We start from the raw sequence: 21037 nt of genomic DNA, 5'->3' as shown, positions 1-21037 counted from the left end.
CGCACCAAGGAGCACCGCCATGAACGATGGTCGCCCCAGAAGGGGACGTCGCCCGAAAACACCTGCTGAGAAGTTGATCGGCAAGTATCGAGTCGACCCGGACACCGGCTGTTGGCTGTGGACTGCCTCGTTCAACAACACCGGTTATGGGCGCCTTCGAGAGCACCCCACCAACAGGACACTCCTCGCCCATCGCGTCTCCTATGAGGCGTTTATCGGGCCGATACCTCAGGGGCTCGTCCTCGATCACCTCTGCCGGAACCGGGCTTGCATCAACCCCAAGCACCTCGAACCGGTGACGTTCGCGGAGAACGTGCGCCGCGGCGAGGCGGTCAAATGGCACTGCCCTCAGGGGCACGCATACGACGAAAGCAACACCGGCAAGGGGGCGCGTGGCTCGAAGCGTTGTCTGACCTGCCATCGAGAACAACAGCGTGAGTACTACCACCGCACCAAGAACGGAGCAGTCTGATGCGCGACGACGCACCCGAGTCCCAGCCTTGCGCCGTCTGCGACCGACCCGCCCGCGAGCGCGTCCACCGCGGCTGCCGCGAACGCGTCGACGCTTACCTGCGCGAACTCCCGAAGCTCTACCGGCAGCTCGGCGCCGCCCTCACCCCCGGCCGACGCGGCGGCGACGGACGCTCCGCCACCCGCACCGCCCCGCTGCCGTGCAACGAAACCGCGCTCGACCTCCTCGGCCGCGGCGGCATCGAAGGCGTCGTCGGCGGCTGGGCCCGCGACCTGTGCGAGCGAGAGGAGTGGGACGTTCCCCAGTTCGGCACCATCGTCGCAACCGTCGACTGGGCCTGCGGCATCCTCGGGCTTAACCTCGCCATGATCTGCGACGAACACCCGGCCATACGGGAAATGGCCGACGAACTCCGGCAGACCGTCGGCCAGGCCCGCCGCATCATCACCGGGGAGAAACCGCCCCGCCGGATCGGCGTCTCCTGTGCCTGCGGGCACACCCTCCGCGTCACCCTCGACACCGCCGGCGTCCGCTGCCCCGCCTGCAGCACGCAGTACGGGCACTCCGAAGCGCTCCGGCTGCCGCTCGCCGAAAGGCGGGCAGCTTAGGCGAGCGGACCTGTCGCGGCATATGCCAAGTGGTACCACCTACGGATATTCGTAGGTGGTACCACCATCGCGACGTAGGCCGTGCGCTACGGTGAAATCACGCCCCATGAATTGCACGTGCGGAGGCCAGGATGAGCGAGCAGCCGTGGACCATCGACTCGATCGCCCACGCCCTCCCGCACCCTGTCACCAGGCAGAAGTTCCTCACGGAGATCAACCTTGCCCCCGTCGATCAGCTCCCGACCGTTGTCGACAAATGGGTGCGCTTCATCGAGCAGTGGGAAGCAGGACGTGATCACGCCGAACAGCTTCGTGACCACTTCCAGGAACACGGCCACCTCCCGGCGACCTACGAAGCTACCCTCGTCGACGTGACAGATCAGGTACTGGAGGAAGCGGAGCGTATCCGCCGAGGCGCCGCGTGACCTACCGCCTACGCCTCGACCCCAGCATCCACGCCATCTACGCATCCCTCCCCGAAGATGGCCGCCGCGACATCGCAGTCTGCCTGCTCGACGCCCTTGCCGACCCGATCGCCCACTCCGTCCCTTTCGGCGTCGACGACGGCATCATGCGAATCCTCGCCCATGGCAGCGTCACCATCTCGGTCCTCCTCGACCACGACGCCAAGGCGATCACCGTCGTACAGATCGGCTACGCCGGCTGAACAGCACGGGCCCCACCCACCCGGGTTGGGGCCCGCTTTCGTTCTCGACCAGCTGCTACAGCTGAGGTCGCTGCCGCTGCAACGCCTCCTCCACCGCCGCCACGAACTTCGCGAACGTGTCCCGCTGATTCCACGTGAACATGATCGCCCGCGGGTTGCCGGCCACCGCCTTCACCGGATCACTCGCAGCGGCCCGCAGCCGACCCCCATCCGCAGCCGTCAGCAAGTGCACATAGCCGTTCACGAACCGCGTCGGATCCTGCCGCAACACCTTCAACACGTCCGGCAGCAGCACCACCCCGCTCCGGTTCCCGCCCAACCGCGCCACCCACCGCCGCTTGAACTCGACCCGATCTGGATACAGCAGCGCCGACGCCAAGTGCCCCTTGAACACGAGCGGACCCGCCGCCCCCTTCGAAAGATCCATGCCCGGCAGTCTGGCCCACCACCAGCCAGGCGGCAGCAGAACACAGAAAGCCCCCGCCCAGGACAGGCGGGGGCTCCGAGAGTGGCGGTCAGACCCGCGTCACCTCGAGCGGCGCCGGCACCGGCGGGGCATCCAGACCCAGCCCCTCCGCCAGCAGCATCCGCGCCGCGGTGTTCCGCTCGAACACCGACCGGCCGACCGGCATCGACAGCACGCGCGAGCCGTCACGACGCTCCACCAAGGCGCCGAAGAAGCCGGCGTCCGTGATCGACGAGTCCACCAGCTCGACGTCCAGGGCGTTCAGCAGCTGGGGGAGCGGCGTGTCGAGGAGGTAGTCCGGAGACGGCTTGCCCTGGGGAGACGAGCAGCCCTGCGATACAGTCATTGGCGAGACCTTCTCTCTGGCGAGTGATGGTTGAAGATCCAGCGGCTGGCACCGCTGGTGATGAACTGGCCGGGCGCGGGCAAGGCGCCCGGCCGTTCGTGTTCTGGACGGTACAGATTTTTCGACGAGCGCAACCTGGGGGCTGCAATTCGCGCTCGACGGCAACCGAACGCGACAGAACCTAGCCGGTCCGCGCTGTGGTCGACAACCGCTTCGGAAGAACAACACCGCAGGTCAGCGCATATTGAGATGCGTTACGGTGGGGTCAGGCGATCGGGCTGGAGCGGTCGCCGTTGTGGACCACGTTGCGCAGCGGACGCTCGGTCGGATCGTAGGGGTCCTCGTACATCTGGATCGGCCCACCGTCGGGGTCCTGAACATGGCGCTCCCACCGTGCGCACAGGCGCGCACCCTCGGTTCACGACCGCCTACTCAGCGCGGTCATCCTAGACAGGAGGCTCTACTGGTATAGGACTGCTTGTCAAGATGTCTGAGTTGGCGGAGATGGACATCCGGTATACGTCCAGTCTGTTCCGGCAGGTAGACCGGTATCTTGGTCGCTTGTAGACCTGAGGAGGGATGGACGTGACAGATCCAGCGCAGGGCAAGAAGCCGCGCTATGCCGAGATCGCGGATGAGCTGCGTGCGCGGATCGAGGCTGGTGACTACGCAGAGACCGGCAAGCTCCCGAGCGAGCGTCAGCTCACGGAGGAGTTCGACGCGGCAAGGAACACCGTAAGAGACGCACTTCAACTACTTCGTGTCGATGACCTTATCGAGTCGCGCGGTGGATCCGGGGTGTACCTCCGCAGCTTCCGGCGTATCCAGCGGGATGCCGTGGAGCGCCTGTCCCGCAAGCACTGGGGCGCCGGCCGTGCTGTCTGGGATAAGGATCTTCAGGGGAGAGATCGCACCGAGGACGTGAAGGTCTTCAAGACCGCCCCTCCGGAGCACGTGGCGCGCACGCTCGGGGTGAGAGGGCAGGACGTCTGGTGTCGCGACAAGCTGTATCGATCCGAGAACCGCGTCGTGCAGCACTCAGTGGCTTGGTATCCGGCCGACATCGTGGAAGGGACGGCTATCACCGAGCGAAACACCGGCCCGGGTGGCAGCTATGCCAGGCTGGAAGAGGTTGGCCACGGTCCGGTCCGATACAGCGAGGAGATCGAAGTCCGTCTCCCGCTGTCCGCGGAATCCAAGCTGCTGGGCATCACCTTGAGCACGCCGATCATCCTCATCGTCCGAACGGCTTACAACGCTGAAGACCGGCCGGTTGAAGTCAACGAGATGAAGCTGGACTCCGACAGCTACAGGTTGATCTACAAGTTCCCCTCCTGACCTGCATAGCTTGCTCGCAGCCCCCGCCCCTCCAGGCGGGGGCTTTCTCATGCCTCCAGAACCTGTCTAGAACCAATCCGTTGACCGGAGCTGTCCAAGCTGTTTAAGTGGTCCTAGACAGGTTCCGGCGACCGGGGCCTACCGACCGAGCTATGCCTGAAAGGAGTTCCATGAGCGACACCGCTTCCGCCCCGGCCCCCACGGAGAAGCTGCTGCCGGCCGCCGACGTGGCGATCGCCCTGAACCTCTCGCTGACCGCCGTATACCGCCTTGTCCGCAGCGGCGACCTGCCCAGCCACCGGTTCGGCAAGGGCAAAGTCCGCCCGCGCGGCGTGCGTATTCCCGAGTCCGCCGTCGAGGCCTACCTCAACGGCACCCTGACCACCCCCACCGTCGCGCCCGAGGAGGCTGCGTGAGCACCGAGACCCCCACCCCCACCTTCTCCCTCTCGCCGGTCGCCGTCGACGCGATGCACCGTTTGGAGCTGGCGCTGGCCGACCGGATCGTCGCGAACTTCGACTCCTACGGCTCGCTGTGGGGCTTCGACACCGTCGAGGACGCCGAGCGGTCGATCGACTGGGAGCTCGTCAGTGGCACGGCCATCGACGAGTGGGAGACCATCGACCGCGACGGCCGGCCGCTGCGTGTCGTCCGGATCGCCGACCCGACGTTCCTCGACACGATCTGCGTCTTCTCCGCCTGGGGCACGGGCTCGAAGGCGGTGGCGTGATGGCGACCGCCCACCTGGCCGCGCTGGCTGCCGCGCTGGAGTCCGGCGACCGTGCGCAGGTGTTCGCCGAGTTGGCGGACGAGGCGCTGGAGTTGTCCGGCCGTGCGTCGTTCGGGCAGCTGTCGGACTTCTGGGGCGACCTGCACGAGACGTTCTGGTACGAGGCGAAGGTCGCCCGGGGAGCGGTCCGGTGACCGCCCGCCCCGAGTCCCGGCCGCAGCCGGCGGACACCCGTCGAGTGGAGCCGACGCCGGATCTGCCGCCGCTGCCGGTGGAACCGAAGGCCCGCCGCCGCGCGCTCGCGGTGCGGGGGTGGTGACGGTGGCCGAGCACGAGAAGGTCAAGGACCCGCTTCCGATCCGGCCACCGCGCCCGCACCCGCAGGGCATCAGCCCGTTCGTCTGCTTCTTCAGCTTCGGCCAGTGCGCCTACTGCGGTGCGTGGCTGGACGACTGGGATGGCGGCGTCTGCGACGCCTGCCGCTGACCCCCTGATCGCCGCGGGTGGCGTGTCCGCCCCCGTCCCGTCGCCCGCGGCCCTCTCCTTCCTTCCCGCCTCAGCCTCTGAGAGGAGGCACCGTGATCTTCTTCGACGACGACGACCCGAGGCTGAGCCCCATGTGGGCCGGCCGGCGCGCACCGTTCGCGGCCTTCCAGTCGGCGCTCCGCGGCGTGGCCGGCGCCTACGACCTGCGTGACGGCCGCAGCGACGACCCAATGAGCCGGATCGCTGTGTCGATCGACGACTGGTACGGCCAGCGGATTGTCCCGGCCCGCCGTATCCCGGTGACCGCGTTCGACGATGTGCTGCACGCCGTGCAGCTGTTGCGGGGCCGCCAGTTCGCTGAGAACCGGCGGTCCGGCTGGACCAGCCAGGCGCAGACCGACCGCTGGGCTGCCAACCGGGAGCAGCTGCTGGCCCGCGGCGCCGACCCGGACGAGTTCCGGCAGCGCCTCCGAGCCGAGTACGCCGAAGCCGCCCGACTTCACGAGGCATCCCGCCTCCTCGACGGCACGGCCTGACATCCGCCGCTGCCAGACCTTCGCTCACCCTTCCACCCCCCTTCGACCCGAGAGGTCTATCCCGTCATGCCCACGCTCACCCTGATCACGTCTGCTCCGTCGTCGGACGCGGCGTACCGCACCGACCTGATCCGCCGCTTCCTTGCCGCCCCCGACGAGTTCACCGAGCTGGCGCTGCTCGCCGAGGCGGCCCGCTACGACAAGGCCAACCCGGGTGAGTCGCTGGTCGACGAGCTGTGCGGCGCCGCTCTCGGGGACGTGGCCTGATGGCCGACCGCTGCGCTCAGTGCGAGGACCACGCCCGGAACGGCTGCCCCGACCATCGCAAGAGCCGTGGTGGTGACTGACGGCTGCCCGATCCGCCCGACCTGCGCGGGCGGTGAGGGGAGCCGGGACAGCCCCGGCCCGGAAAGGAGCCGTCGATGTACGCCCAGAACGATCCCGAGCCCGAGTACCCGATCCGTAAGCCGCTCGACGAGGTCTGACCCGCCCAGCCCCGGACCCGGCGCGACGCCGCCGGATCGGATCCGGCCCGGGGCACGCACCACCCCAACCGACCGAGAGGAATCCCCATGAACCACAAGATCCACGTCACCCCCTGGCGCTCGCGCCGCCCCGCTCTGGCCGCCCAGTTCGACTGGAGCTGTTCCTGTGGTCGGCGCGCCTCCAGCCCCTCCCCCGACCGGGCCGCCGCCGAGAAGGACGCCCTGCGGCACGCCCCGCCGCAGAACAAGGTCACGCGGTGCCACCACTGCTGACCGGCTGTCCGCGGCGCCCGGCTCGTCCCGGGCGCCAAGGAGATCTGGCGCAGCACCACCCCACATCCGTTTTCGACCCCGAAGAGGTCGTCATGATCCGTCTCATTCGCTGGCTGCTGCTCGCAGCCTTCCTGATCACGGTCGGCGTGTGGCCGGCCGCCGCCACCCCGATCGCGCTCGCTGCCACCGGCGCGGCCGTGATCCTCAGCCTGATCCCCGTCCCCGTGTGGCTGGCCGCCGGGCTCATCGCCTGGTGGAGGCACCAGCCCGCCCCCGCGCCGACCCCGACCGTCACCGCCTGAACCCGCGAAAGGACTGATCACCGTGACCGCCACGTCCATCGAGCACGTCAACGGCCATCCGGTGGCCGAGCGTGGCTTCGACGCCGTAGCGCTGGCTGAGGCGGAGGCGATCCGGACCCGCGCCGCCGCCGAAGCCGAAGCCGCCCGGATCGAAGCCGAAGGCCGGGCCGAGGCCGAGAAGATCAAGGCTGCCGAGGAAGCCGAGCGGCAGCGCATCGCCAACGAGCGTGCCGCGATGCGGCTGGAGAAGGAGAAGGCCGACCACGCCGCGTACCTCGCGAAGAAGGCCGCGGAGAAGACGAAGGCCGACGCTGAGAAGCAGAAGGCCGAGCAGGCCGCCCAGGAGGAGGCCGAGCGGGAGGCGCAGCAGCAAGCGGAACAGGAACGCGCGGAGCGCTGGTGGAAGTGGGGCGCGCGCGGCATCTACGCCGTCGGCCTGATCATCGCCGCCCCCGTGCAGTTCATGCACTTCTGGGACCCCAAGCGGCCCTTCCTCGTCGCCGCCCCGGCCCTGCTCGAAGGCCTCGCCCTGGTGCTGGCGTTCGGTGCCGCCTGGGCAGTCGCTCACCGCCGGGACGTCGCCCCCTACCGGGTCGGCATCATGCTCGGCGCCGCGATCGCCGCTGCGATCAACCTGCACGGTGGGCTCACCAATCCGCACATTGGCTTCAACGCCGGCCTGATCGGCGCCATCGCTTCCCTCGGCGGGCCGATCGTGCTGATGGCCTACGAGCACGGCATCGCGCAGAAGGCCGACGGGATTCCGTCGTTCCGGGAGCGGCGTGCCGCAGAGCGGGCCCGGCGTGAGGAGGAGGCGGCGAAGCGGAAGGCGCGCGAGGAGCGGAAGGCCGCGGAGGAGAAGGCGGCCCGCGAGAAGGCTGCCGCGCAGACTCGTGCCTACGAGGAGCAGCGGCGCCGCGACGAGGACCGCAAGACCCACCACCGAGATGTGTGGGACGTCGCCGACGCGATGCGCTCCGCCCGCGGCGCGGAGTTCGTCACCGAGCAGATCTGGGCCGACGCCTGGTACCGGGTGACGGGCTGCAAGACCGTCGGCATCACCCCCGAGATTGAGGCCCGCTCGCGCGTCGCGCAGGCCCGCATGAAGACGGCCGCCGAACTGCCCATAGAGGGCCCGTTGTCGCTGGTCGATTCCCAAAAGGGTCCCCGCGTCAAGAAGGACCCGGACGCACCCGACGGGCGCCGTAACAACGGCGGCACCCCGCCCGTCCGCCGGCCCGGCCAGACCGCCCCCATCCACCCTCTCGCTCGCGTCCAGGCGCGCCTCGAGCAGAAGAAGGACTGACCCGCCATGGCTACTCCGCTGCCCGAAGAGCGCCCCACGCTGACGCTCGTCCCACCGCCCGCAACCCCCGTCTGCAAGGAGCAGGCCGAGCCGGGCCGCCCGGCCTGGATCGAGTCCGCCCGCACCGTCGCAGCCCGCACCAACCGGATCGCCTCCCTGGCCCTGCTGCCGCACACCGTCCGCGGCTACCGAGAGCTCGGTCGGCGCTGGATCGAACGCTTCCACGACGACTACCCGCAGATGATCGCCTCGACGAACCTGGCCATCCGCGACGCGGCCGGCGACGTCAACCAGGAAGCCCGCCTCAAGGACCACCGCGCGCAGCTGCGGGAGGAGTACCGGCGGCACCGCCTCGTGTACAGCGGCAAGACCGCGGGCGTGGCCGCCGCCGTCGCCGGGGGAGTCGGCTTCGGCGCCGTCACCGGCAGCCTGTGGATCGACCTTGCCGCGCTGCTCGGGGCGTGGGGGATCGGCGCCTTCCACGGCCGCGACCGCGGCGAGCCGTCCACGGAGGAGGTGCTGGGCCTGCCCGCCGAGGAGACGATCCGCGGCCACGGCTCGATCACCCTGGACGACCTGCCGGAGGGAGCGAAGCCGTTCCCGATCCGCCGCGCCGAGACACCGCAGCAGGCCGCGATCTGCGTGCTGCTGGCGATGGTCGCCGAGGGCGTCCCGGTCGTGGAGGTGTGGGACGTGGAGCGGCAGCCGTGGGGCTGGCAGTGCAAGGTCCGCGTCAGCGAAGGCACCCCCGAGGTCATCATCGCCAAGGCGGGCGGCCTGGAGACCCGCTTCGACCTGCCCACCAACGGCGTCCGGCCTCAGCCCATGGCCGAGCGCCGGGCCTGCGCCATCCTCCGCCTCGTCGAAGGCAACCCGTTCGCCACCGCCCCCGGCCTTCCCTACCGGGCTCCCAAGTCCATCAGCATCACCGACAAGTCCCGGCTCGGCACCTCCGTCGGCGGCGACCCGCTGGAGGCCGCGTTCGCCGGCGTCATGGGGCTCGTCGTCGCAGCGTCCGGCGGTGGCAAGACCGGCATGCTGCAGGCCATTGGCGAGATCACCACCGCCTGCTACGACAACATCACCATCGACCTCGACCCGCACGGCGACGGCTTGGAGGACCTGCACGACGCGGTCCGCGTCACCGGGCGCAGCCACGAGCAGATCGAGGCCGTGCTGTTGTTCCTGCTGATGCTGTCCAAGGGCCGGGCCCGCCTGCGGGCCAAGCTCGGCATGGGCAAGAAGTGGAAGATCAGCAGGCAGCACCCGCACATCACGGTGATCTTCGATGAGTTCCCGAAAGGCTCCGAGCTCGCCAAGCGGCTCGCCTTCGAACTCCTCCTCGTCGGCCGCAAGGAAGCCGTCACCCTGATCATCGCGTCGCAGGGCGGCACCAAGCTGTACCTCGGCGAGAACATCGCCCAGATGATCGCGCTCAAGGCCGTCGGCCCCTGCAAGGTCGGCGACACCCGCGCGGTGTTCGGTGATGGCGCCGTCGCCGAGGGGTGGCTGCCCCACAAGCTCAGCCCGGCCACCGACACCGACCCGAAGGACGCCGGCCACATCTTCGTGCAGGGCGTGCCCGGGATGGCCGACGAGCCCATCGAGTACGCCATCCACCCGACACCGTCCGACGTACTGCGGAAGCTGGCCGCGGAGCGACGCGAGGACGGCCTGCTCGACCCCGACCAGGACTCCCTGCGTGCCATGGCCGATGTCGACCTGCCGGACATCGGGATGCCGCTGCCGAAGCTCCTCACCTGGGAGCAGCTGCTGCGTCTGTGCGGCGCGGAACCGCCGGAGGGCGCCGCGGCCGAGGGCGCTGCCCGGGTCGTCGTCGAGGACGCGGTCACGGTGATGGAGAAGCAGGGCGTCGACCGGATGAAGACCGAAGCGCTGCTGCTGGCCCTGCGCGACTACGAGGACGCCTACGTGGCGTGGACCGTCGACGACCTGAAGGCCCGGCTGAAGGAGGCCGGCGCAGGATCGCCGGAAACGCTCGGCCGGATCGGCGACGAACAGAACCCGCGAGGCTACAAGCTCGCCAAGCTCACCTCGCTCCTGTGACCGATACGCGAACTATGTACCCCTGAGCAGGGCCTGCTCAGCCCTGCTCACGGCGCAAACCCGCAGGTCACAGCCGCTCAGCCTGCTGCTCACGACCTGCTCACCGACTGCTCTGAGCAGCCCCTGATCAGACCCCTGAGCAGCCCTGACCTGCACATTCACCCGCTGAGCAGCCCTGAGCAGCGGGAACAAACCACCACAAACCAGAAACGGAGACCGATCATGCCCAAGAAGTGGAACCCCGGCCAGGAGCGCAAGTTCTGCCGCGAACTCCAGCTCGGCAAGCCCTACTACGTCGTCCACAACGTCGAACGACGCGTGGCCCCCTATGAGGACGCCCAGCTCTACAGCGAGTACGTCTTCACGAAGCGGCTGCCGATCACCGGCACCCCCTGCACCGAGCACGGAGCCTCCGCCAGCACCCTGCTCCGCCAGCACGGCCCCATCTACGACGCGCCCCCGCGCGGCATGCGCAACCTCGCCGACCCCGCCCCGCAGGTCGCCGGCCCGCTCCCCAAGGGCTACACGGCCCGGCTCGACGAGGCCGAGATCCGCGGCCTGGAGAAGCGCGTCGCCGACATGCCCGACCCGAAGAAGCGGCGCTGGGGCCGCTGAACCCGCCGGGGCGCCCCTCGATGCCTGCCAGCGACCAGAGGCGCCCCGCACCTCCCACCCACCAAGAGCGAGCAAGGAGATCCCAATCATGGCACCCCGTATGACCGACGAGCAGTGGGAGGCCCAGAACGGCCGCCTCTCACCCGGCGAAGCCACCGCCCGGGGCCTCTGCTGGTGCTGCAGCGGCAACGGCTTCCTTTTCAGCGCGTTCGGCGGCAAGCAGATCAAGACGCGCTGCCCCGAGCGGTGCGACCACGGCAAGGCCAAGCGGTGACCGCGACCATCGCCCCTGCGGCAACCCCGCCCAGGGAGCTGACCTTCGACGACCGGCTCGCGCTCGCCGCCCTCGCCGTCGACGCCCGGATCGACAGCACGCCACTCGACCTCGCCGACGTGATCCGGCTCCCCGTCGAGCCCACCCGCCCCGCGGCCAGCCCCTACCGGACGCCGATCGCCGCCCTGCTGCACCGGGCCCGGATCCGGATCGAGACCGTCGGCTGGTGCCAGACCGCGGCGTTCGACGACGCCGGCGCCGTGTGCCCCATCCACGCCATCCGCCAAGAGGCCGCCAGCCGCGGCCAGGCCGACGACGCGTGTGTGCTCCTGCTGGAGACCATCGAACGCGACTTCGGCGACCCCACGATCCCCGCTTGGAACCGCCGCCAGCCCGGCGCCGCCCCCGTCCTCCTCCAACTCGACCGCGCCGCCCAACTCGCCCACAACCGCAACCTGTAGGAGAACCCGATGCACCAACCCGTGTGGTGGCCGGAGGTGGTGGCTGCCGCCGATCGTCGCCGCCACGTGACCGGCCTGCTCCTCGCCCACGCCACCCCCACCGTCGACGGCGGCACGCTGCGGCTGGAGTTCCCTCGGCCCGACCTCGTTGCCGCCTGGCACGACAGCCACGCCGTGGCCGCACTCGACGGGGCGCTCGCACACCTCGGCTGGGGCATGCCTGTGCAGGTGGTCTGCTCGCCAGCCCCGGTTGTCAGTGGCGGCTAGGAGAATCAGCGAATGCAGGAAGTGACCGTGAAGTGCGGGTGCGGGCGGATGATGACTCCCGACGGTCGTGCGGGCCGAGGAGCCTACCGCTGCGGCTGTGGGGTCCGCATCCGGATGACAGAGGCTCAGGGCGGCCGGCGGAACTGCTGGTACCGCGGCTGCCCCGAGTCGGCTACCACCAACGAGCCACTCGACCTCTGCTCCGAACACGAGCGAGAGACCGTCCATAGACTCGCCCACCTCATAGTCCGCTTCGACTGGGGCGCCGTTCTCGATGCCTCGGTCGCCATTGACGCCGTGAACCGTCCAGTTGACGGCTACCGGACGACCGCAGCGAACTCTGGTGATGGGTGGGTGTACTTCATGCGGCGAGAACGGCTCATCAAGATCGGAACCACCACCGACGTCCTGCGGAGAGCCAAGACGCTCAACGCCACCGTCCTCGCAAAGTGCCCCGGCAGCTACAACGAGGAGAGGCGGCTCCACGCGAAGTTCGCCGCCCACCGCAGGCACGGAGAGTGGTTCGAGCCGGTCCCCGAACTCATGCAACTGATCAACGCGATCAGAGCCGAGCAGGGCCTGCCGAAGGTCCCCGATTAGGGATCTACTTGCAATGGGCCCTGACCTGCTGTAACACTAAAGGCATCTGAGCGCAGTGCGCCCAAAAACCACCCGAACCCCCGTCGCTCTTCGACGGGGGTTTCCGCATGTCAGGGGGTGTGATGAGTCGCATCTACGACCTGTACCCCCAGGACCTTCTGGCGCCGGCACAGGCAGCGGAATACGCCGGGGTCAGTGAATCGACCATTCGGCAATGGGTTCACCGCGGGCTCCTGGAAGCCGCGTTGCCCAGCCAGGGCCGCGGCGTTCCCGCGCTGTACAACCGCCCCGATCTCGACAAGGTGAAGCGGATCCTTGCCGAGCGGGAAGCAGCCCGCGCCGCCTGATCGTCCCGCCGCCTGCGTCCACTCCGTCCCCAGGCGGCGGGGCTTCATCCATGTCGGTCACAACACGGCCACACCGCCCCCGCGGTCGCCCCGCACCGCGCATGATGCCCCCTCAGCGTCAGAACGTCCTTGGGGGGACCATGAACACCCGCACCGCGGCCTGCGCCGCCCTCATTGCCCTCGCCGCCCTGACCACTGGGTGTAGCGCTGGAGGCGCCGACGACAAGCCCGAGCAGCCCGTTGCCACAGTCACCGCCACCAAGACGGTGGACCCAGTCGCGGCACGGGAAGCCTGCGTCGATGCCTGGGCGGAGGCCATCTTGGCCAACGACGACCTGGGCCTGGAGGACGAGCCTGTCGAGTGCGACGGCCTCCCTGAAGACGACCGCCTCGACCGCTACATGGAGGGCCTCCAGCGGCGCAACGAGATCTCCAGGGGCGCGTTCGATCAAGGCGTCGGATAGGCGAGCCGGGCGCGCAGCCCTTACGCACTGGAGGTGAGCGCCCGTGGCCGGCAACCCTCGCAACGGGCGCCCCTACCGCAGGTTGTGCGAGGCACAGCGCGCTCTCGGGCTGCCTTGCTGGTGGTGCGGCGGGCCGATTCGCTACGACATCACCGGCCCCCTCGCTGGGCGCCACCGTGACGCCTTCACCCTCGACCACGCGGTACCTCTCAGCCTGGGTGGCGACCTCCTCGATCCGGCCAACGCCCGCTCGGCACACCGCCGCTGTAACAGTGCGCGAGGCAACCGTACAGACGCCCAGCGCCAGCCAGTGCGCGCGTCACGGAGGTGGTGACTCACCGTGCTGCTCCGCATGCTGCATCGCATCGCCCGGCGTTGCCCAACCCACGACCGCGCCTCACACGCCGTAACCACGCGGCTGGAACGCCAGCTCGGGTTGGAGCCCAGCGCTCCGCCCGCCAGCTTCACCGACACGTACAGCGATCCCGAGCTGATCGACTGCGGGCACACTTGGTGTCGAACCCGGAGGCGGTGACCGCGTGGCCTGCGAGGAGCTCCCCGACCGCTGCTGCGGATGCGTCGGCGAGTACTGCTGTAACTGCGGTGAGGCACCGTGCTGTACGTCGTGACCGGCCCACCGGCCGCGGGCAAGTCCAGCTGGATTGAGGCGCGCGCCCGCGCCACGGACATCGTCATCGACCTGGACCGCATCACCCAGGCGCTGATGGGCCCTGGCGCCCCGGCGTGGTCGCAGCACCCCATCGCCATGAAGGTGGCGCACCGCGCCCGCTACGCGGCCATCGACGAGGCCGTGAAGCACATCGGTGAGGTGGACGTCTACCTGATCCACACCATGCCCAGCCCCAAGTGGCTGGCTCGCTACCGCAGGCACGGTGCCGAGGTGGTCGCAGTGGATCCAGGCAAGGACATCGTGATGCAGAGGATCAAGGACATGCGAGCGCCAGGGCTACAGGCTGTAGCGACGCGTTGGTACGCGCAGCAAGCCAAGAAGCCGGCAGGCAGGACGACCGGGCGCCAGGCGTCCCGCGCCTGGTGACCGACCCGCCTCGTGTGCACGCCGCCTGGGCGGTGGGTGCGGAGGGTGTTCATCATCCGCCACCCCGCCCTGACCATGGGTGATCGCCACGTTGTGCCGCGTCGATGGGGAGGTTGAGGGCCAGAGGGAGGGGGGCCCGAACCCATCGTGAACGCCGACGACCGGGCGACCCAAACGCCCCTGTCGCCCGGTTTTTTGCGCGGCCAAATCCTGGCCCTAATCCACGCGAACTCAGTTGGAGTGAATTAGTGGACCATCACTCTCCGTGATGTAACGCTCCGTGATGGCGGGAAGTGATCATGAGTGTCCTCGACAAGATCGACGCCGAGCTAAGTGATCTTCACGCCGACGAGACGTCGCCCGGCATGGCGGCCGTAGCCCGCGCCCTCGCCAAGGCGATCGACGACACGGAGGCCCTGACTGCGAAGGCGGTCGGCGCCGACAAGCTCCGCTCAATCATGTCCGACATCCGCAAGCTCGCCCCCGTCGGGGAGGAGGGGGACGCGGTCGATGACATTGCTCAGCAGCGAGCGAAGCGCCGAGCAGCAGCCCGACAGCAGGCCGTCGACGGCTGACGGCCGCGTGTACGGCTGGCAGCAGCCGCCGATCCAGGTCGCACCGCCGTCCGTGTCGACCGCCGGGCAGGAGGCGATCGACCTTGCCGCCCGCGCTGGCCTGCGCCTGGACCCGTGGCAGCAGCACGTGCTCCGGGTCGGCATGGGGGAGAAGCCGGACGGGTCATGGTCGGCGTTCGAAGTCGCGGTCAACGTGCCCAGGCAGAACGGCAAGGGCGGGATCATCGAGGCCCGCGAGCTGTGGGGCCTGTTCATCGGCGGCGAGGAGTTGATCCTCCACTCGGCGCACGAGTTCAAGACGGCGAAGGCCGCCTTCAAGCGGATCGAGCGTCTGATCCGGCAAACCCCTGACCTGCATAAACGCGTGAAGACGTACCGGCAGACGGTCGGTGAGGAGGGCATCGAGCTGCACACCGGGCAGGTGCTGCGGTTCATTGCCCGCTCCAAGGGGTCCGGTCGCGGCTTCACCGGGCACTGCAACATCTTGGACGAGGACATGATCCTCGGCGACAACGAGATGGACGCGCTGCTGCCCACCATGGCGGCCGTGGAGGACCCGCAGATCTGGTATCTCGGGTCGGCGGGTATCGGCGCGCTGTCGGTGCAGCTCGCGCGGCTGCGGAAACGGGCTTTGGCTGCGATCGAGTCCGGCACCCCAGACCCGTCGCTGGCGTACTTCGAATGGTCGGCGAACTTGCACGTCAAGGAGTGCCCGAAGGACTGCACGGCTCATGACGACGCTTCCTCCGACGAGGCGGTGCTGAAGTCCAACCCGGCGGTGGGCTACCGGCTGACGCTGGAGAAGGTGACCAAGGAGCGGGCCACGCTGAGCGCGGAGGGCTACGCCCGGGAGCGGCTCGGTGTGGGGGAGTACCCGTCCGATGAGGGCGACGCGTGGGCGGTCATCGGCAAGGACGCTTGGGAGGCCTTGGCCGACGAGGAGAGCCGGCCGGACGATCCGGTCGCTTTCGCCGTCGATGTCACGCCGGAACGCTCTCACGCGTCGATCTGCGTGGCCGGCCGCTGCGGCGACGGTGTGCACGTCGAGGTCGTCGACAACCGACCCGGTACCGGATGGGTCGCTGATCGTGTGCGCGACCTGACGGAGAAGTGGGGTCCGCGCTGCTGGGTCATCGACCCGGGCAGCCCGGCCGGCGCGCTCATCAAGGACGTCACGGACGCGCTGAAGGTCGACCCGGACGAAGAGGTCGACGAGGGAGAGGAGCCGCGGCTGCTGGCTCCGCTCGTGCAGACGAAGACGCGGGACGTCGTCCAGGCGACCGGCCAGTTCTACGACGCCGTGGCGGCCGGCCGCATCTCGCACCTGGACAACGCGCCGCTCGCGACGGCTCTGGCGGGGGCGAGGAAGCGAGAGCTCGGCGAGGCCTGGGCCTGGGCCCGCCGTGGTGCCGGCGTGGACATCACGCCGTTGGTGGCCGTGACGCTGGCCCGCTGGGGTCTCTTCGCCGAGATCGAGGAGCCGGAGGAGGAGGTGGAACCGTGGGCCGAGTTCGGCTGACGCGCGTGGTGCGTGCCCGAGTCGGGGTGCTGGCGGGCGGGGCGATGACGGCATCGGGGGCCGGGCTGGGCTTCGGCCTCGCGGTGGGCCTCATGGTCGGCGGGGCGCTGCTGGCGGCCTACTGCCTCCTGCTCACTGATGTGGACGGGGGCGGCCCGTGACGAGCCTGTGGCAGCGTGCGCGCCGCGGCGTGGCGGAGACGCGGGACATCGCAACGATCGACGACTACGTCGCGGCCCTGCAGCAGTCGCTGGGCTACGGCGGGTTCTCGCAGCTGGGGGTAGCCCAGACGCAGCCCGGCCAGGCGGCGGAGAGGGCGCCGTCGGACTTGCCGGGCTACGCGACGCTGTTCGCGACGAACCCGGTGATCTGGGCCTGCATGGTGGCCCGGATGAGCGTGTTCTCCGCCCCGCGGTTCACATGGCAGCGTCTGAACAACGGGGCGCCGTCGGAGATGTTCGGCACGCAGGATCTGCGGCTGCTGGAGGCGCCGTGGCCGGGCGGGACGACGCAGGATCTCCTTTCCCGCGTCATCCAGGATGCCGACCTGGCAGGCAACTCGTATTGGACCCGGCATGAAGACCAGGCGATCCGGCTGCGGCCGGACTGGGTCCAGATCATTCTGGAGCGGATCCGGCACCCGCACGGCGGCGATCTGGGCTGGCGCCGGTACGGCTACCTCTATCAGGAGCCGGAAGCCGACCCGGTGTTCCTGTGGCCGGAAGAAGTCGCGCACTTCGCGCCCGTCCCGGACCCGCTGGCGACGTACCGCGGGATGTCGTGGCTGACCCCGGTGATTCGTGAGACGACGAACGACAACCTGATGGCCGCCCACAAGCGGAAATACTTCGAGAACGCGGCCACACCGAACCTGGTGGTGCGGCTGGCCCGCGAGGTGACGCCCGAGGCGTTCGCCAAGTTCAAGGCGAAGATGGAGTCGTCGCACCGTGGCGTCGAGAACGCCTACAAGACGCTGTACCTGGGCGGCGGCGCCGATGTGACGGTGGTCGGCTCCGACTTCAAGCAGATGGATTTCAGCAGCGTCCAGGGCGCCGGCGAGACCCGTATCGCGTCGGCAGCCGGAGTGCCGCCGATCATCGTGGGCCTGTCGGAGGGGCTGAAGGCGGCCACGTATTCCAACTACGGCCAAGCCCGCCGCCGGTTCGCCGACGGAACGATCCATCCGCTGTGGCAGAACGCGGCCGGCTCCTTCGCCCCGCTGGTGACGCCCCCGGGGAGCGGCTCGGGCGCGGTAAGGCTCTGGTACGACGCGCGGCACGTCCCGTTCCTGCGTGAGGACGCCAAGGACGCCGCCGAGATCCAGGGCATCCAGTCCCGCACGATCCGCACCCTCGTCGATGCCGGGTACACGCCGGCCTCCGTCATGGCCGCTGTCACCGCAAGCGACTGGTCCCTGCTTGTGCACACGGGCCTGTACTCCGTGCAGCTGCAGAAGCCCGGTTCCGCCGAGCCTGCCGCGCTTCCCGCACCCTCCGAAGGGGGTTCCTGATGCCCGCCCTGTCCGCCGTGACGCGCGACCTGGAGAGGTCGGCGCCGTTCCAGCTGGTCCGCGCCGACGGTGACGAGGAGGGCGACGGCCGGACGTTGACCGGGTACGCGGCCCTCTTCGACACCCCCACCGAGATCAACTCGTGGGAGGGCGTTTTCACGGAGAAGATCCGTAAGGGGGCCTTCCGGAAGACGATCCGCGAGAACACGCCGGTCATGCAGTTCGACCACGGCCGCCACCCGCTCATCGGCTCCATCCCGATCGGCTCGATCACCGACCTGCGCGAGGACGACCAGGGCCTCTATGTCGAGGGCCGCATCACCGACAACTGGCTGATGCAGCCCGTAAGAGACGCAATCGCCGAACAGTCCGTGAACGGCATGAGCTTCCGGTTCGAGGTCGTGCGCGAGGAGTGGCGCGACGTCAACGGCAAGCTCGTCAAGCCGGAAGAGGTCTACGACCTGCTGTGGATGCCTGGTGACCGCGGGCCGCTGCAGCGCGAGCTGATCGAGCTGAAGTGCCGGGAGCTGGGCCCCGTGGTCTTCCCGGCCTACGCCGGCACCAGCGTGTCGGTGCGGGCCCGGGACGTCGCCGACGGGCTCGCTCACGACGACGAAATGACCCGCCGGATTCGCCACTCCCTCGCCCGTGACGCCGCAGCGCCGAGCGTCCCCGACGACCCGGACCTGCGCCGCGAGGTCGCCACCGCCCTGCTCTACCAGCGGTCCGGAGACCCGCTGGGCGGCCGGCAGATCGTCCTCGACCTGCGCAACACCAACGACCCCGAGGCCGTCGCCGACGCCGTGCGCACAGCCCTCCGACACCGCCATCCCGCCGCGCCGCCCACCCCCGGGCACCCGGCCCCGACGCCTACCACCGGCGCGCCGCTCGCCACCGAGCACCCGCCGACCCCCAGCACCACAGACGCGCCGCCCTCCGATGGGCACCCGTCGCCACCCGAAAACCCCAGGTCAGCCCGACTTCGCGGCTACATCCGGGAGATCGCCGGAGCCATGAAGGAGAAGCTGCCGCCCATCGAAGAGGACAAGAACTGATGGAGCTCTCCCACTCCCAGGCGGTGATCCGCCTTCGGGACATCCAGGCCGAGCTGGAACGACTCGGCGAGAAGGACGAACTGACGGCCGAGGACGAGCAGTCGTTCGACGAGCTCACCCGCGAGTTCGCCGACGTCGACGCTCACCGCCGGCAGCTGGAGCGCACGGCCGCGCTGGAGCGGGTGCGTTCGGCGACGAAATCCACGGAGCGCCGCCCGGCTGCCGTTCGGATCGAGGGTGGCACGCCCACCTCCTCGCGGGACGGCTACGACGTCGACCCGATCCTCCACCCCGACTCCGTCGAGGACCGCCGGTTCCGCAACCCCTGGGACCTGTCGGAGGTGCGGACCTTCGGCCGCTCCAAGGGCGAGGTGGCTCAGGAGCTGAGGGCTCGCGCCCTGTCGGCCGTAGAGAAGATGTCCGGCGCCAACGACGCCGTGCGGTCGGCCGGCACGCAGATCCTGGAGCGCTGGGACGACAGCGACTCCCGCATCGCCCGGCTGTGCCTGGCGACCTCCAGCCCCGAATACCTGCGCGCCTGGTCGAAGGTCGCCTCCGGACGGGGTCACATGATCGCCCCGGAGGAACAGAAGGCGCTCGAGCGGGCCATGTCGCTCACCGACACCGCGGGCGGCTACCTGGTCCCGTTCCAGCTCGACCCGACCGTCATCATCACGGCGAACGGATCGCGCAACCAGATCCGCGAGGCGGCCCGCACCGTGGTCGCCACCGGCGACGTGTGGAACGGCGTTTCCTCGGGCGCGGTCGCCTGGTCGTGGGACGCCGAGGCCACTGAGGTGTCCGACGACGCGACGACGTTCGCGCAGCCGTCCATCCCGGTGTACAAGGCGCAGGGCTTCGTTCCCATCAGCATCGAGGCCCTGGAGGACGAGGCGAACGTCACCCAGGAGGTCGCCCGTCTGCTCAGCTTCGGCCGGGACGTGCTGGAGGCGGCAGCGTTCGTGACGGGCACCGGCGTCGGGCAGCCGACCGGCATCGTGACGGCTCTGGCTGGCACAAGCAGCGTCGTGACGCCGACGACGGCGGAGACGTTCGCGGCGGCCGACATCTACAAGCTCGATGGGGCGCTCCCGTCGCGGTACCGCACGGGCGCCTCCTGGCTCGCGAACCGCGGCATCTACAACATGGTGCGGCAGTTCGACACAAACGGCGGCTCGCAGCTGTGGGAGCGGATCGGCGCGGACATGCCGCCGCAGCTTCTCGGGCGTCCGGCGCTGGAGGCCGAGGACATGGACGCCTCCTTCGACCCGGCAACCACCGGCGACAACCACCTGATCGTCTACGGCGACTTCAGCAACTACGTGATCGCCGACCGGGTCGGCATGACGGTCGAGTTCATCCCGCACCTGGTGGGCGCCAACCGCCGCCCGACCGGCCAGCGCGGCTGGTACGCCTACTACCGGGTCGGCGCCGACTCCGTGAACGACGCCGCGTTCCGGATGCTCAACGTCGCCACCGCTGTCTGATCCTTCCGACGGGCTCTGACCGGTACGCCCGGACAGAGCCCGCATCGGCCCACCGCCCACATCCCTCCCAGGGAGGTTCCGCCATGGCGGACAAGACGACCGAGAAGCCGACCACTCCGAACACCACCCCCGGCGCACCCAGCACCGCCAACACGCCCAGCTCCGCACGCGCCAAGGAGCAGACCGAGCCGACGGAGAAGCTCGCCGTCGACGCCGACGATCCGGGCATCGACCCGCGGCTCGACAACCGGCGCGGCGACCAGCGGCCGAAGCTGGAGAGCTTCCCGGCCAAGCCCCAGCAGATCGACGGCCCGGAGCTCGGCCAGGAGAAGACGGTCGCCGCCCGCGCCGAACGCGAGGACGTAGGGCCGCGCAAGGGCGCCAAGTCGCCCGGCCCGCACGGCCTCGGCGACACCGCCGACCAGGTCTGAGAGGTGGCGCTGTGAGCATCAAGCGAGCCGTCCAGTCCTTCACTGCCTACGTCGACGGCATGCCGCGATCTGTGCGAGCCGGCGACCTGGTCGAGGACGGCGACCCGGTGCTGAAGGGTCGAGCGCACCTCTTCGAGGACGTCGAGACGCACGTAGCGCAGGGCAGCCAGCGCCCGCGCGTAGAGGCGGCCACGGCCGCCCCCGGCGAGCAGCGCGACCTGACGCCACCGTCAGGCGACAGCGGCACCACGTCGCCAAGGCGTGGCCGCCGCGGCGGCAAGTAGGAGGTGAGC

Annotated in this window: 35 protein-coding genes; 33 read left to right on the top strand and 2 right to left on the bottom strand. The window is 69.6% G+C overall.

Features of this window, described 5'->3' with window-relative positions; genetic code table 11:
- The first annotated feature begins 19 nt into the window (after positions 1 to 19).
- The 4 genes from ACIG0D_RS27405 (at position 20) to ACIG0D_RS27390 (ending at position 1747) form a co-directional block, all read left to right on the top strand.
- Positions 20 to 472, top strand: a complete 453-nt coding sequence (locus ACIG0D_RS27405) for an HNH endonuclease signature motif containing protein (RefSeq protein WP_399805931.1) — start codon at positions 20 to 22, stop codon at positions 470 to 472.
- Positions 472 to 1080: a hypothetical protein gene (locus ACIG0D_RS27400; RefSeq protein WP_399805929.1), complete on the top strand. Its 609-nt coding sequence runs from the start codon at positions 472 to 474 to the stop codon at positions 1078 to 1080. Before ACIG0D_RS27405 ends, ACIG0D_RS27400 begins: the two co-directional genes overlap by 1 nt.
- Before the next feature lie 131 nt (positions 1081 to 1211).
- A complete protein-coding gene (locus ACIG0D_RS27395) occupies positions 1212 to 1505 on the top strand; it encodes a hypothetical protein (RefSeq protein ID WP_399805928.1) in 294 nt (97 codons plus the stop codon).
- Positions 1502 to 1747 carry a hypothetical protein gene (locus ACIG0D_RS27390; protein ID WP_399805926.1) on the top strand — a complete coding sequence of 82 codons (246 nt, stop codon included), beginning with the start codon at positions 1502 to 1504 and terminating at the stop codon, positions 1745 to 1747. The genes ACIG0D_RS27395 and ACIG0D_RS27390 overlap by 4 nt, the downstream gene beginning before the upstream one ends.
- A 55-nt stretch (positions 1748 to 1802) precedes the next feature.
- Here ACIG0D_RS27390 and ACIG0D_RS27385 read toward each other — a convergent pair whose 3' ends face one another.
- Positions 1803 to 2174 (bottom strand): hypothetical protein, encoded by a 372-nt coding sequence (locus ACIG0D_RS27385; RefSeq protein ID WP_399805924.1) that lies wholly within the window; start codon positions 2172 to 2174, stop codon positions 1803 to 1805.
- Between the two features lie 88 nt (positions 2175 to 2262).
- The gene (locus ACIG0D_RS27380) at positions 2263 to 2559 is read right to left on the bottom strand and encodes a hypothetical protein (protein WP_399805922.1); all 297 of its coding nucleotides are present in this window, start codon (positions 2557 to 2559) and stop codon (positions 2263 to 2265) included.
- Positions 2560 to 3138: 579 nt separating this feature from the next.
- On the opposite strand from ACIG0D_RS27380, the gene ACIG0D_RS27375 reads away from it, so the two are divergent.
- The 29 genes from ACIG0D_RS27375 (at position 3139) to ACIG0D_RS27235 (ending at position 21028) form a co-directional block, all read left to right on the top strand.
- Positions 3139 to 3897, top strand: coding sequence for a GntR family transcriptional regulator (locus tag ACIG0D_RS27375; RefSeq protein ID WP_399805920.1), 759 nt, complete (start codon positions 3139 to 3141; stop codon positions 3895 to 3897).
- A 170-nt stretch (positions 3898 to 4067) separates the two neighbouring features.
- Positions 4068 to 4313, top strand: a complete 246-nt coding sequence (locus ACIG0D_RS27370; RefSeq protein WP_399805918.1) for a helix-turn-helix transcriptional regulator — start codon at positions 4068 to 4070, stop codon at positions 4311 to 4313.
- Positions 4310 to 4627 carry a hypothetical protein gene (locus ACIG0D_RS27365; RefSeq protein ID WP_399805916.1) on the top strand — a complete coding sequence of 106 codons (318 nt, stop codon included), beginning with the start codon at positions 4310 to 4312 and terminating at the stop codon, positions 4625 to 4627. Before ACIG0D_RS27370 ends, ACIG0D_RS27365 begins: the two co-directional genes overlap by 4 nt.
- Entirely contained in the window at positions 4627 to 4821 is a 195-nt protein-coding gene (locus ACIG0D_RS27360) for a hypothetical protein (protein ID WP_399805914.1), read from the top strand. The genes ACIG0D_RS27365 and ACIG0D_RS27360 overlap by 1 nt, the downstream gene beginning before the upstream one ends.
- Entirely contained in the window at positions 4818 to 4946 is a 129-nt protein-coding gene (locus ACIG0D_RS27355; RefSeq protein ID WP_399805912.1) for a hypothetical protein, read from the top strand. The genes ACIG0D_RS27360 and ACIG0D_RS27355 overlap by 4 nt, the downstream gene beginning before the upstream one ends.
- A gap of 2 nt (positions 4947 to 4948) precedes the next feature.
- Positions 4949 to 5113 (top strand): hypothetical protein, encoded by a 165-nt coding sequence (locus ACIG0D_RS27350; protein ID WP_399805910.1) that lies wholly within the window; start codon positions 4949 to 4951, stop codon positions 5111 to 5113.
- 92 nt (positions 5114 to 5205) lie between these two features.
- Positions 5206 to 5649 (top strand): hypothetical protein, encoded by a 444-nt coding sequence (locus tag ACIG0D_RS27345; protein WP_399805908.1) that lies wholly within the window; start codon positions 5206 to 5208, stop codon positions 5647 to 5649.
- Positions 5650 to 5715: 66 nt separating this feature from the next.
- Positions 5716 to 5916 (top strand): hypothetical protein, encoded by a 201-nt coding sequence (locus tag ACIG0D_RS27340; RefSeq protein ID WP_399805906.1) that lies wholly within the window; start codon positions 5716 to 5718, stop codon positions 5914 to 5916.
- Positions 5917 to 6221: 305 nt separating this feature from the next.
- Positions 6222 to 6407, top strand: a complete 186-nt coding sequence (locus ACIG0D_RS27335; RefSeq protein ID WP_399805904.1) for a hypothetical protein — start codon at positions 6222 to 6224, stop codon at positions 6405 to 6407.
- A gap of 92 nt (positions 6408 to 6499) precedes the next feature.
- Entirely contained in the window at positions 6500 to 6709 is a 210-nt protein-coding gene (locus ACIG0D_RS27330; protein WP_399805902.1) for a hypothetical protein, read from the top strand.
- 22 nt (positions 6710 to 6731) lie between these two features.
- Positions 6732 to 8015, top strand: a complete 1284-nt coding sequence (locus tag ACIG0D_RS27325) for a hypothetical protein (RefSeq protein WP_399805900.1) — start codon at positions 6732 to 6734, stop codon at positions 8013 to 8015.
- 6 nt (positions 8016 to 8021) lie between these two features.
- Complete coding sequence (locus ACIG0D_RS27320; protein WP_399805898.1) at positions 8022 to 10082, top strand: hypothetical protein; 2061 nt, start codon at positions 8022 to 8024, stop codon at positions 10080 to 10082.
- A 222-nt stretch (positions 10083 to 10304) separates the two neighbouring features.
- On the top strand, positions 10305 to 10697 hold the full coding sequence (locus ACIG0D_RS27315; RefSeq protein ID WP_399805896.1) for a hypothetical protein: 393 nt from the start codon (positions 10305 to 10307) through the stop codon (positions 10695 to 10697).
- 88 nt (positions 10698 to 10785) lie between these two features.
- Positions 10786 to 10971 carry a hypothetical protein gene (locus ACIG0D_RS27310; protein WP_399805894.1) on the top strand — a complete coding sequence of 62 codons (186 nt, stop codon included), beginning with the start codon at positions 10786 to 10788 and terminating at the stop codon, positions 10969 to 10971.
- Complete coding sequence (locus ACIG0D_RS27305; protein WP_399805892.1) at positions 10968 to 11432, top strand: hypothetical protein; 465 nt, start codon at positions 10968 to 10970, stop codon at positions 11430 to 11432. The genes ACIG0D_RS27310 and ACIG0D_RS27305 overlap by 4 nt, the downstream gene beginning before the upstream one ends.
- A 9-nt stretch (positions 11433 to 11441) precedes the next feature.
- Entirely contained in the window at positions 11442 to 11699 is a 258-nt protein-coding gene (locus ACIG0D_RS27300; protein ID WP_399805890.1) for a hypothetical protein, read from the top strand.
- Positions 11700 to 11711: 12 nt separating this feature from the next.
- Entirely contained in the window at positions 11712 to 12299 is a 588-nt protein-coding gene (locus ACIG0D_RS27295; RefSeq protein WP_399805888.1) for a GIY-YIG nuclease family protein, read from the top strand.
- 122 nt (positions 12300 to 12421) lie between these two features.
- Positions 12422 to 12646: a helix-turn-helix domain-containing protein gene (locus ACIG0D_RS27290; protein WP_399805886.1), complete on the top strand. Its 225-nt coding sequence runs from the start codon at positions 12422 to 12424 to the stop codon at positions 12644 to 12646.
- 140 nt (positions 12647 to 12786) lie between these two features.
- Entirely contained in the window at positions 12787 to 13110 is a 324-nt protein-coding gene (locus tag ACIG0D_RS27285; protein WP_399805884.1) for a hypothetical protein, read from the top strand.
- Positions 13111 to 13153: 43 nt separating this feature from the next.
- Entirely contained in the window at positions 13154 to 13444 is a 291-nt protein-coding gene (locus tag ACIG0D_RS27280) for an HNH endonuclease (protein WP_399805882.1), read from the top strand.
- A gap of 279 nt (positions 13445 to 13723) precedes the next feature.
- Positions 13724 to 14167 (top strand): hypothetical protein, encoded by a 444-nt coding sequence (locus tag ACIG0D_RS27275; RefSeq protein WP_399805880.1) that lies wholly within the window; start codon positions 13724 to 13726, stop codon positions 14165 to 14167.
- A gap of 299 nt (positions 14168 to 14466) precedes the next feature.
- The gene (locus ACIG0D_RS27270) at positions 14467 to 14742 is read left to right on the top strand and encodes a hypothetical protein (protein ID WP_399805878.1); all 276 of its coding nucleotides are present in this window, start codon (positions 14467 to 14469) and stop codon (positions 14740 to 14742) included.
- Positions 14678 to 16261 (top strand): terminase, encoded by a 1584-nt coding sequence (locus ACIG0D_RS27265; protein WP_399805876.1) that lies wholly within the window; start codon positions 14678 to 14680, stop codon positions 16259 to 16261. The genes ACIG0D_RS27270 and ACIG0D_RS27265 overlap by 65 nt, the downstream gene beginning before the upstream one ends.
- 5 nt (positions 16262 to 16266) lie before the next feature.
- On the top strand, positions 16267 to 16422 hold the full coding sequence (locus ACIG0D_RS27260; RefSeq protein WP_399805874.1) for a hypothetical protein: 156 nt from the start codon (positions 16267 to 16269) through the stop codon (positions 16420 to 16422).
- Positions 16419 to 17771: a phage portal protein gene (locus ACIG0D_RS27255; RefSeq protein WP_399805872.1), complete on the top strand. Its 1353-nt coding sequence runs from the start codon at positions 16419 to 16421 to the stop codon at positions 17769 to 17771. The genes ACIG0D_RS27260 and ACIG0D_RS27255 overlap by 4 nt, the downstream gene beginning before the upstream one ends.
- A complete protein-coding gene (locus ACIG0D_RS27250; protein WP_399805870.1) occupies positions 17771 to 18826 on the top strand; it encodes an HK97 family phage prohead protease in 1056 nt (351 codons plus the stop codon). The genes ACIG0D_RS27255 and ACIG0D_RS27250 overlap by 1 nt, the downstream gene beginning before the upstream one ends.
- Positions 18826 to 20313 carry a phage major capsid protein gene (locus ACIG0D_RS27245; RefSeq protein ID WP_399805868.1) on the top strand — a complete coding sequence of 496 codons (1488 nt, stop codon included), beginning with the start codon at positions 18826 to 18828 and terminating at the stop codon, positions 20311 to 20313. Before ACIG0D_RS27250 ends, ACIG0D_RS27245 begins: the two co-directional genes overlap by 1 nt.
- Positions 20314 to 20396: 83 nt before the next feature.
- A complete protein-coding gene (locus tag ACIG0D_RS27240) occupies positions 20397 to 20744 on the top strand; it encodes a hypothetical protein (protein WP_399805866.1) in 348 nt (115 codons plus the stop codon).
- 11 nt (positions 20745 to 20755) lie between these two features.
- Complete coding sequence (locus ACIG0D_RS27235; RefSeq protein ID WP_399805864.1) at positions 20756 to 21028, top strand: hypothetical protein; 273 nt, start codon at positions 20756 to 20758, stop codon at positions 21026 to 21028.
- Positions 21029 to 21037: the final 9 nt, after the last annotated feature.

This window comes from Streptomyces sp. NPDC052773 (assembly GCF_044547145.1).
Classification (GTDB): domain Bacteria; phylum Actinomycetota; class Actinomycetes; order Streptomycetales; family Streptomycetaceae; genus Streptomyces.
Note: the sequence above shows the minus strand (reverse complement) of the source record. Positions and strands in the feature narration are given on the sequence as shown.

What these genes read in the sequence shown, in the direction of transcription:
- ACIG0D_RS27405 (WP_399805931.1), top strand. Translation starts at nt 20, where the DNA reads ATGAACGATGGTCGCCCCAGAAGGGGACGTCGCCCGAAAACACCTGCT.
- ACIG0D_RS27400 (WP_399805929.1), top strand. Translation starts at nt 472, where the DNA reads ATGCGCGACGACGCACCCGAGTCCCAGCCTTGCGCCGTCTGCGACCGA.
- ACIG0D_RS27395 (WP_399805928.1), top strand. Translation starts at nt 1,212, where the DNA reads ATGAGCGAGCAGCCGTGGACCATCGACTCGATCGCCCACGCCCTCCCG.
- ACIG0D_RS27385 (WP_399805924.1), bottom strand. Translation starts at nt 2,174, where the DNA reads ATGGATCTTTCGAAGGGGGCGGCGGGTCCGCTCGTGTTCAAGGGGCAC.
- ACIG0D_RS27380 (WP_399805922.1), bottom strand. Translation starts at nt 2,559, where the DNA reads ATGACTGTATCGCAGGGCTGCTCGTCTCCCCAGGGCAAGCCGTCTCCG.
- ACIG0D_RS27375 (WP_399805920.1), top strand. Translation starts at nt 3,139, where the DNA reads ATGGACGTGACAGATCCAGCGCAGGGCAAGAAGCCGCGCTATGCCGAG.
- ACIG0D_RS27370 (WP_399805918.1), top strand. Translation starts at nt 4,068, where the DNA reads ATGAGCGACACCGCTTCCGCCCCGGCCCCCACGGAGAAGCTGCTGCCG.
- ACIG0D_RS27360 (WP_399805914.1), top strand. Translation starts at nt 4,627, where the DNA reads ATGGCGACCGCCCACCTGGCCGCGCTGGCTGCCGCGCTGGAGTCCGGC.
- ACIG0D_RS27340 (WP_399805906.1), top strand. Translation starts at nt 5,716, where the DNA reads ATGCCCACGCTCACCCTGATCACGTCTGCTCCGTCGTCGGACGCGGCG.
- ACIG0D_RS27335 (WP_399805904.1), top strand. Translation starts at nt 6,222, where the DNA reads ATGAACCACAAGATCCACGTCACCCCCTGGCGCTCGCGCCGCCCCGCT.
- ACIG0D_RS27330 (WP_399805902.1), top strand. Translation starts at nt 6,500, where the DNA reads ATGATCCGTCTCATTCGCTGGCTGCTGCTCGCAGCCTTCCTGATCACG.
- ACIG0D_RS27320 (WP_399805898.1), top strand. Translation starts at nt 8,022, where the DNA reads ATGGCTACTCCGCTGCCCGAAGAGCGCCCCACGCTGACGCTCGTCCCA.
- ACIG0D_RS27315 (WP_399805896.1), top strand. Translation starts at nt 10,305, where the DNA reads ATGCCCAAGAAGTGGAACCCCGGCCAGGAGCGCAAGTTCTGCCGCGAA.
- ACIG0D_RS27310 (WP_399805894.1), top strand. Translation starts at nt 10,786, where the DNA reads ATGGCACCCCGTATGACCGACGAGCAGTGGGAGGCCCAGAACGGCCGC.
- ACIG0D_RS27300 (WP_399805890.1), top strand. Translation starts at nt 11,442, where the DNA reads ATGCACCAACCCGTGTGGTGGCCGGAGGTGGTGGCTGCCGCCGATCGT.
- ACIG0D_RS27295 (WP_399805888.1), top strand. Translation starts at nt 11,712, where the DNA reads ATGCAGGAAGTGACCGTGAAGTGCGGGTGCGGGCGGATGATGACTCCC.
- ACIG0D_RS27290 (WP_399805886.1), top strand. Translation starts at nt 12,422, where the DNA reads ATGAGTCGCATCTACGACCTGTACCCCCAGGACCTTCTGGCGCCGGCA.
- ACIG0D_RS27285 (WP_399805884.1), top strand. Translation starts at nt 12,787, where the DNA reads ATGAACACCCGCACCGCGGCCTGCGCCGCCCTCATTGCCCTCGCCGCC.
- ACIG0D_RS27270 (WP_399805878.1), top strand. Translation starts at nt 14,467, where the DNA reads ATGAGTGTCCTCGACAAGATCGACGCCGAGCTAAGTGATCTTCACGCC.
- ACIG0D_RS27265 (WP_399805876.1), top strand. Translation starts at nt 14,678, where the DNA reads ATGACATTGCTCAGCAGCGAGCGAAGCGCCGAGCAGCAGCCCGACAGC.
- ACIG0D_RS27250 (WP_399805870.1), top strand. Translation starts at nt 17,771, where the DNA reads ATGCCCGCCCTGTCCGCCGTGACGCGCGACCTGGAGAGGTCGGCGCCG.
- ACIG0D_RS27245 (WP_399805868.1), top strand. Translation starts at nt 18,826, where the DNA reads ATGGAGCTCTCCCACTCCCAGGCGGTGATCCGCCTTCGGGACATCCAG.
- ACIG0D_RS27240 (WP_399805866.1), top strand. Translation starts at nt 20,397, where the DNA reads ATGGCGGACAAGACGACCGAGAAGCCGACCACTCCGAACACCACCCCC.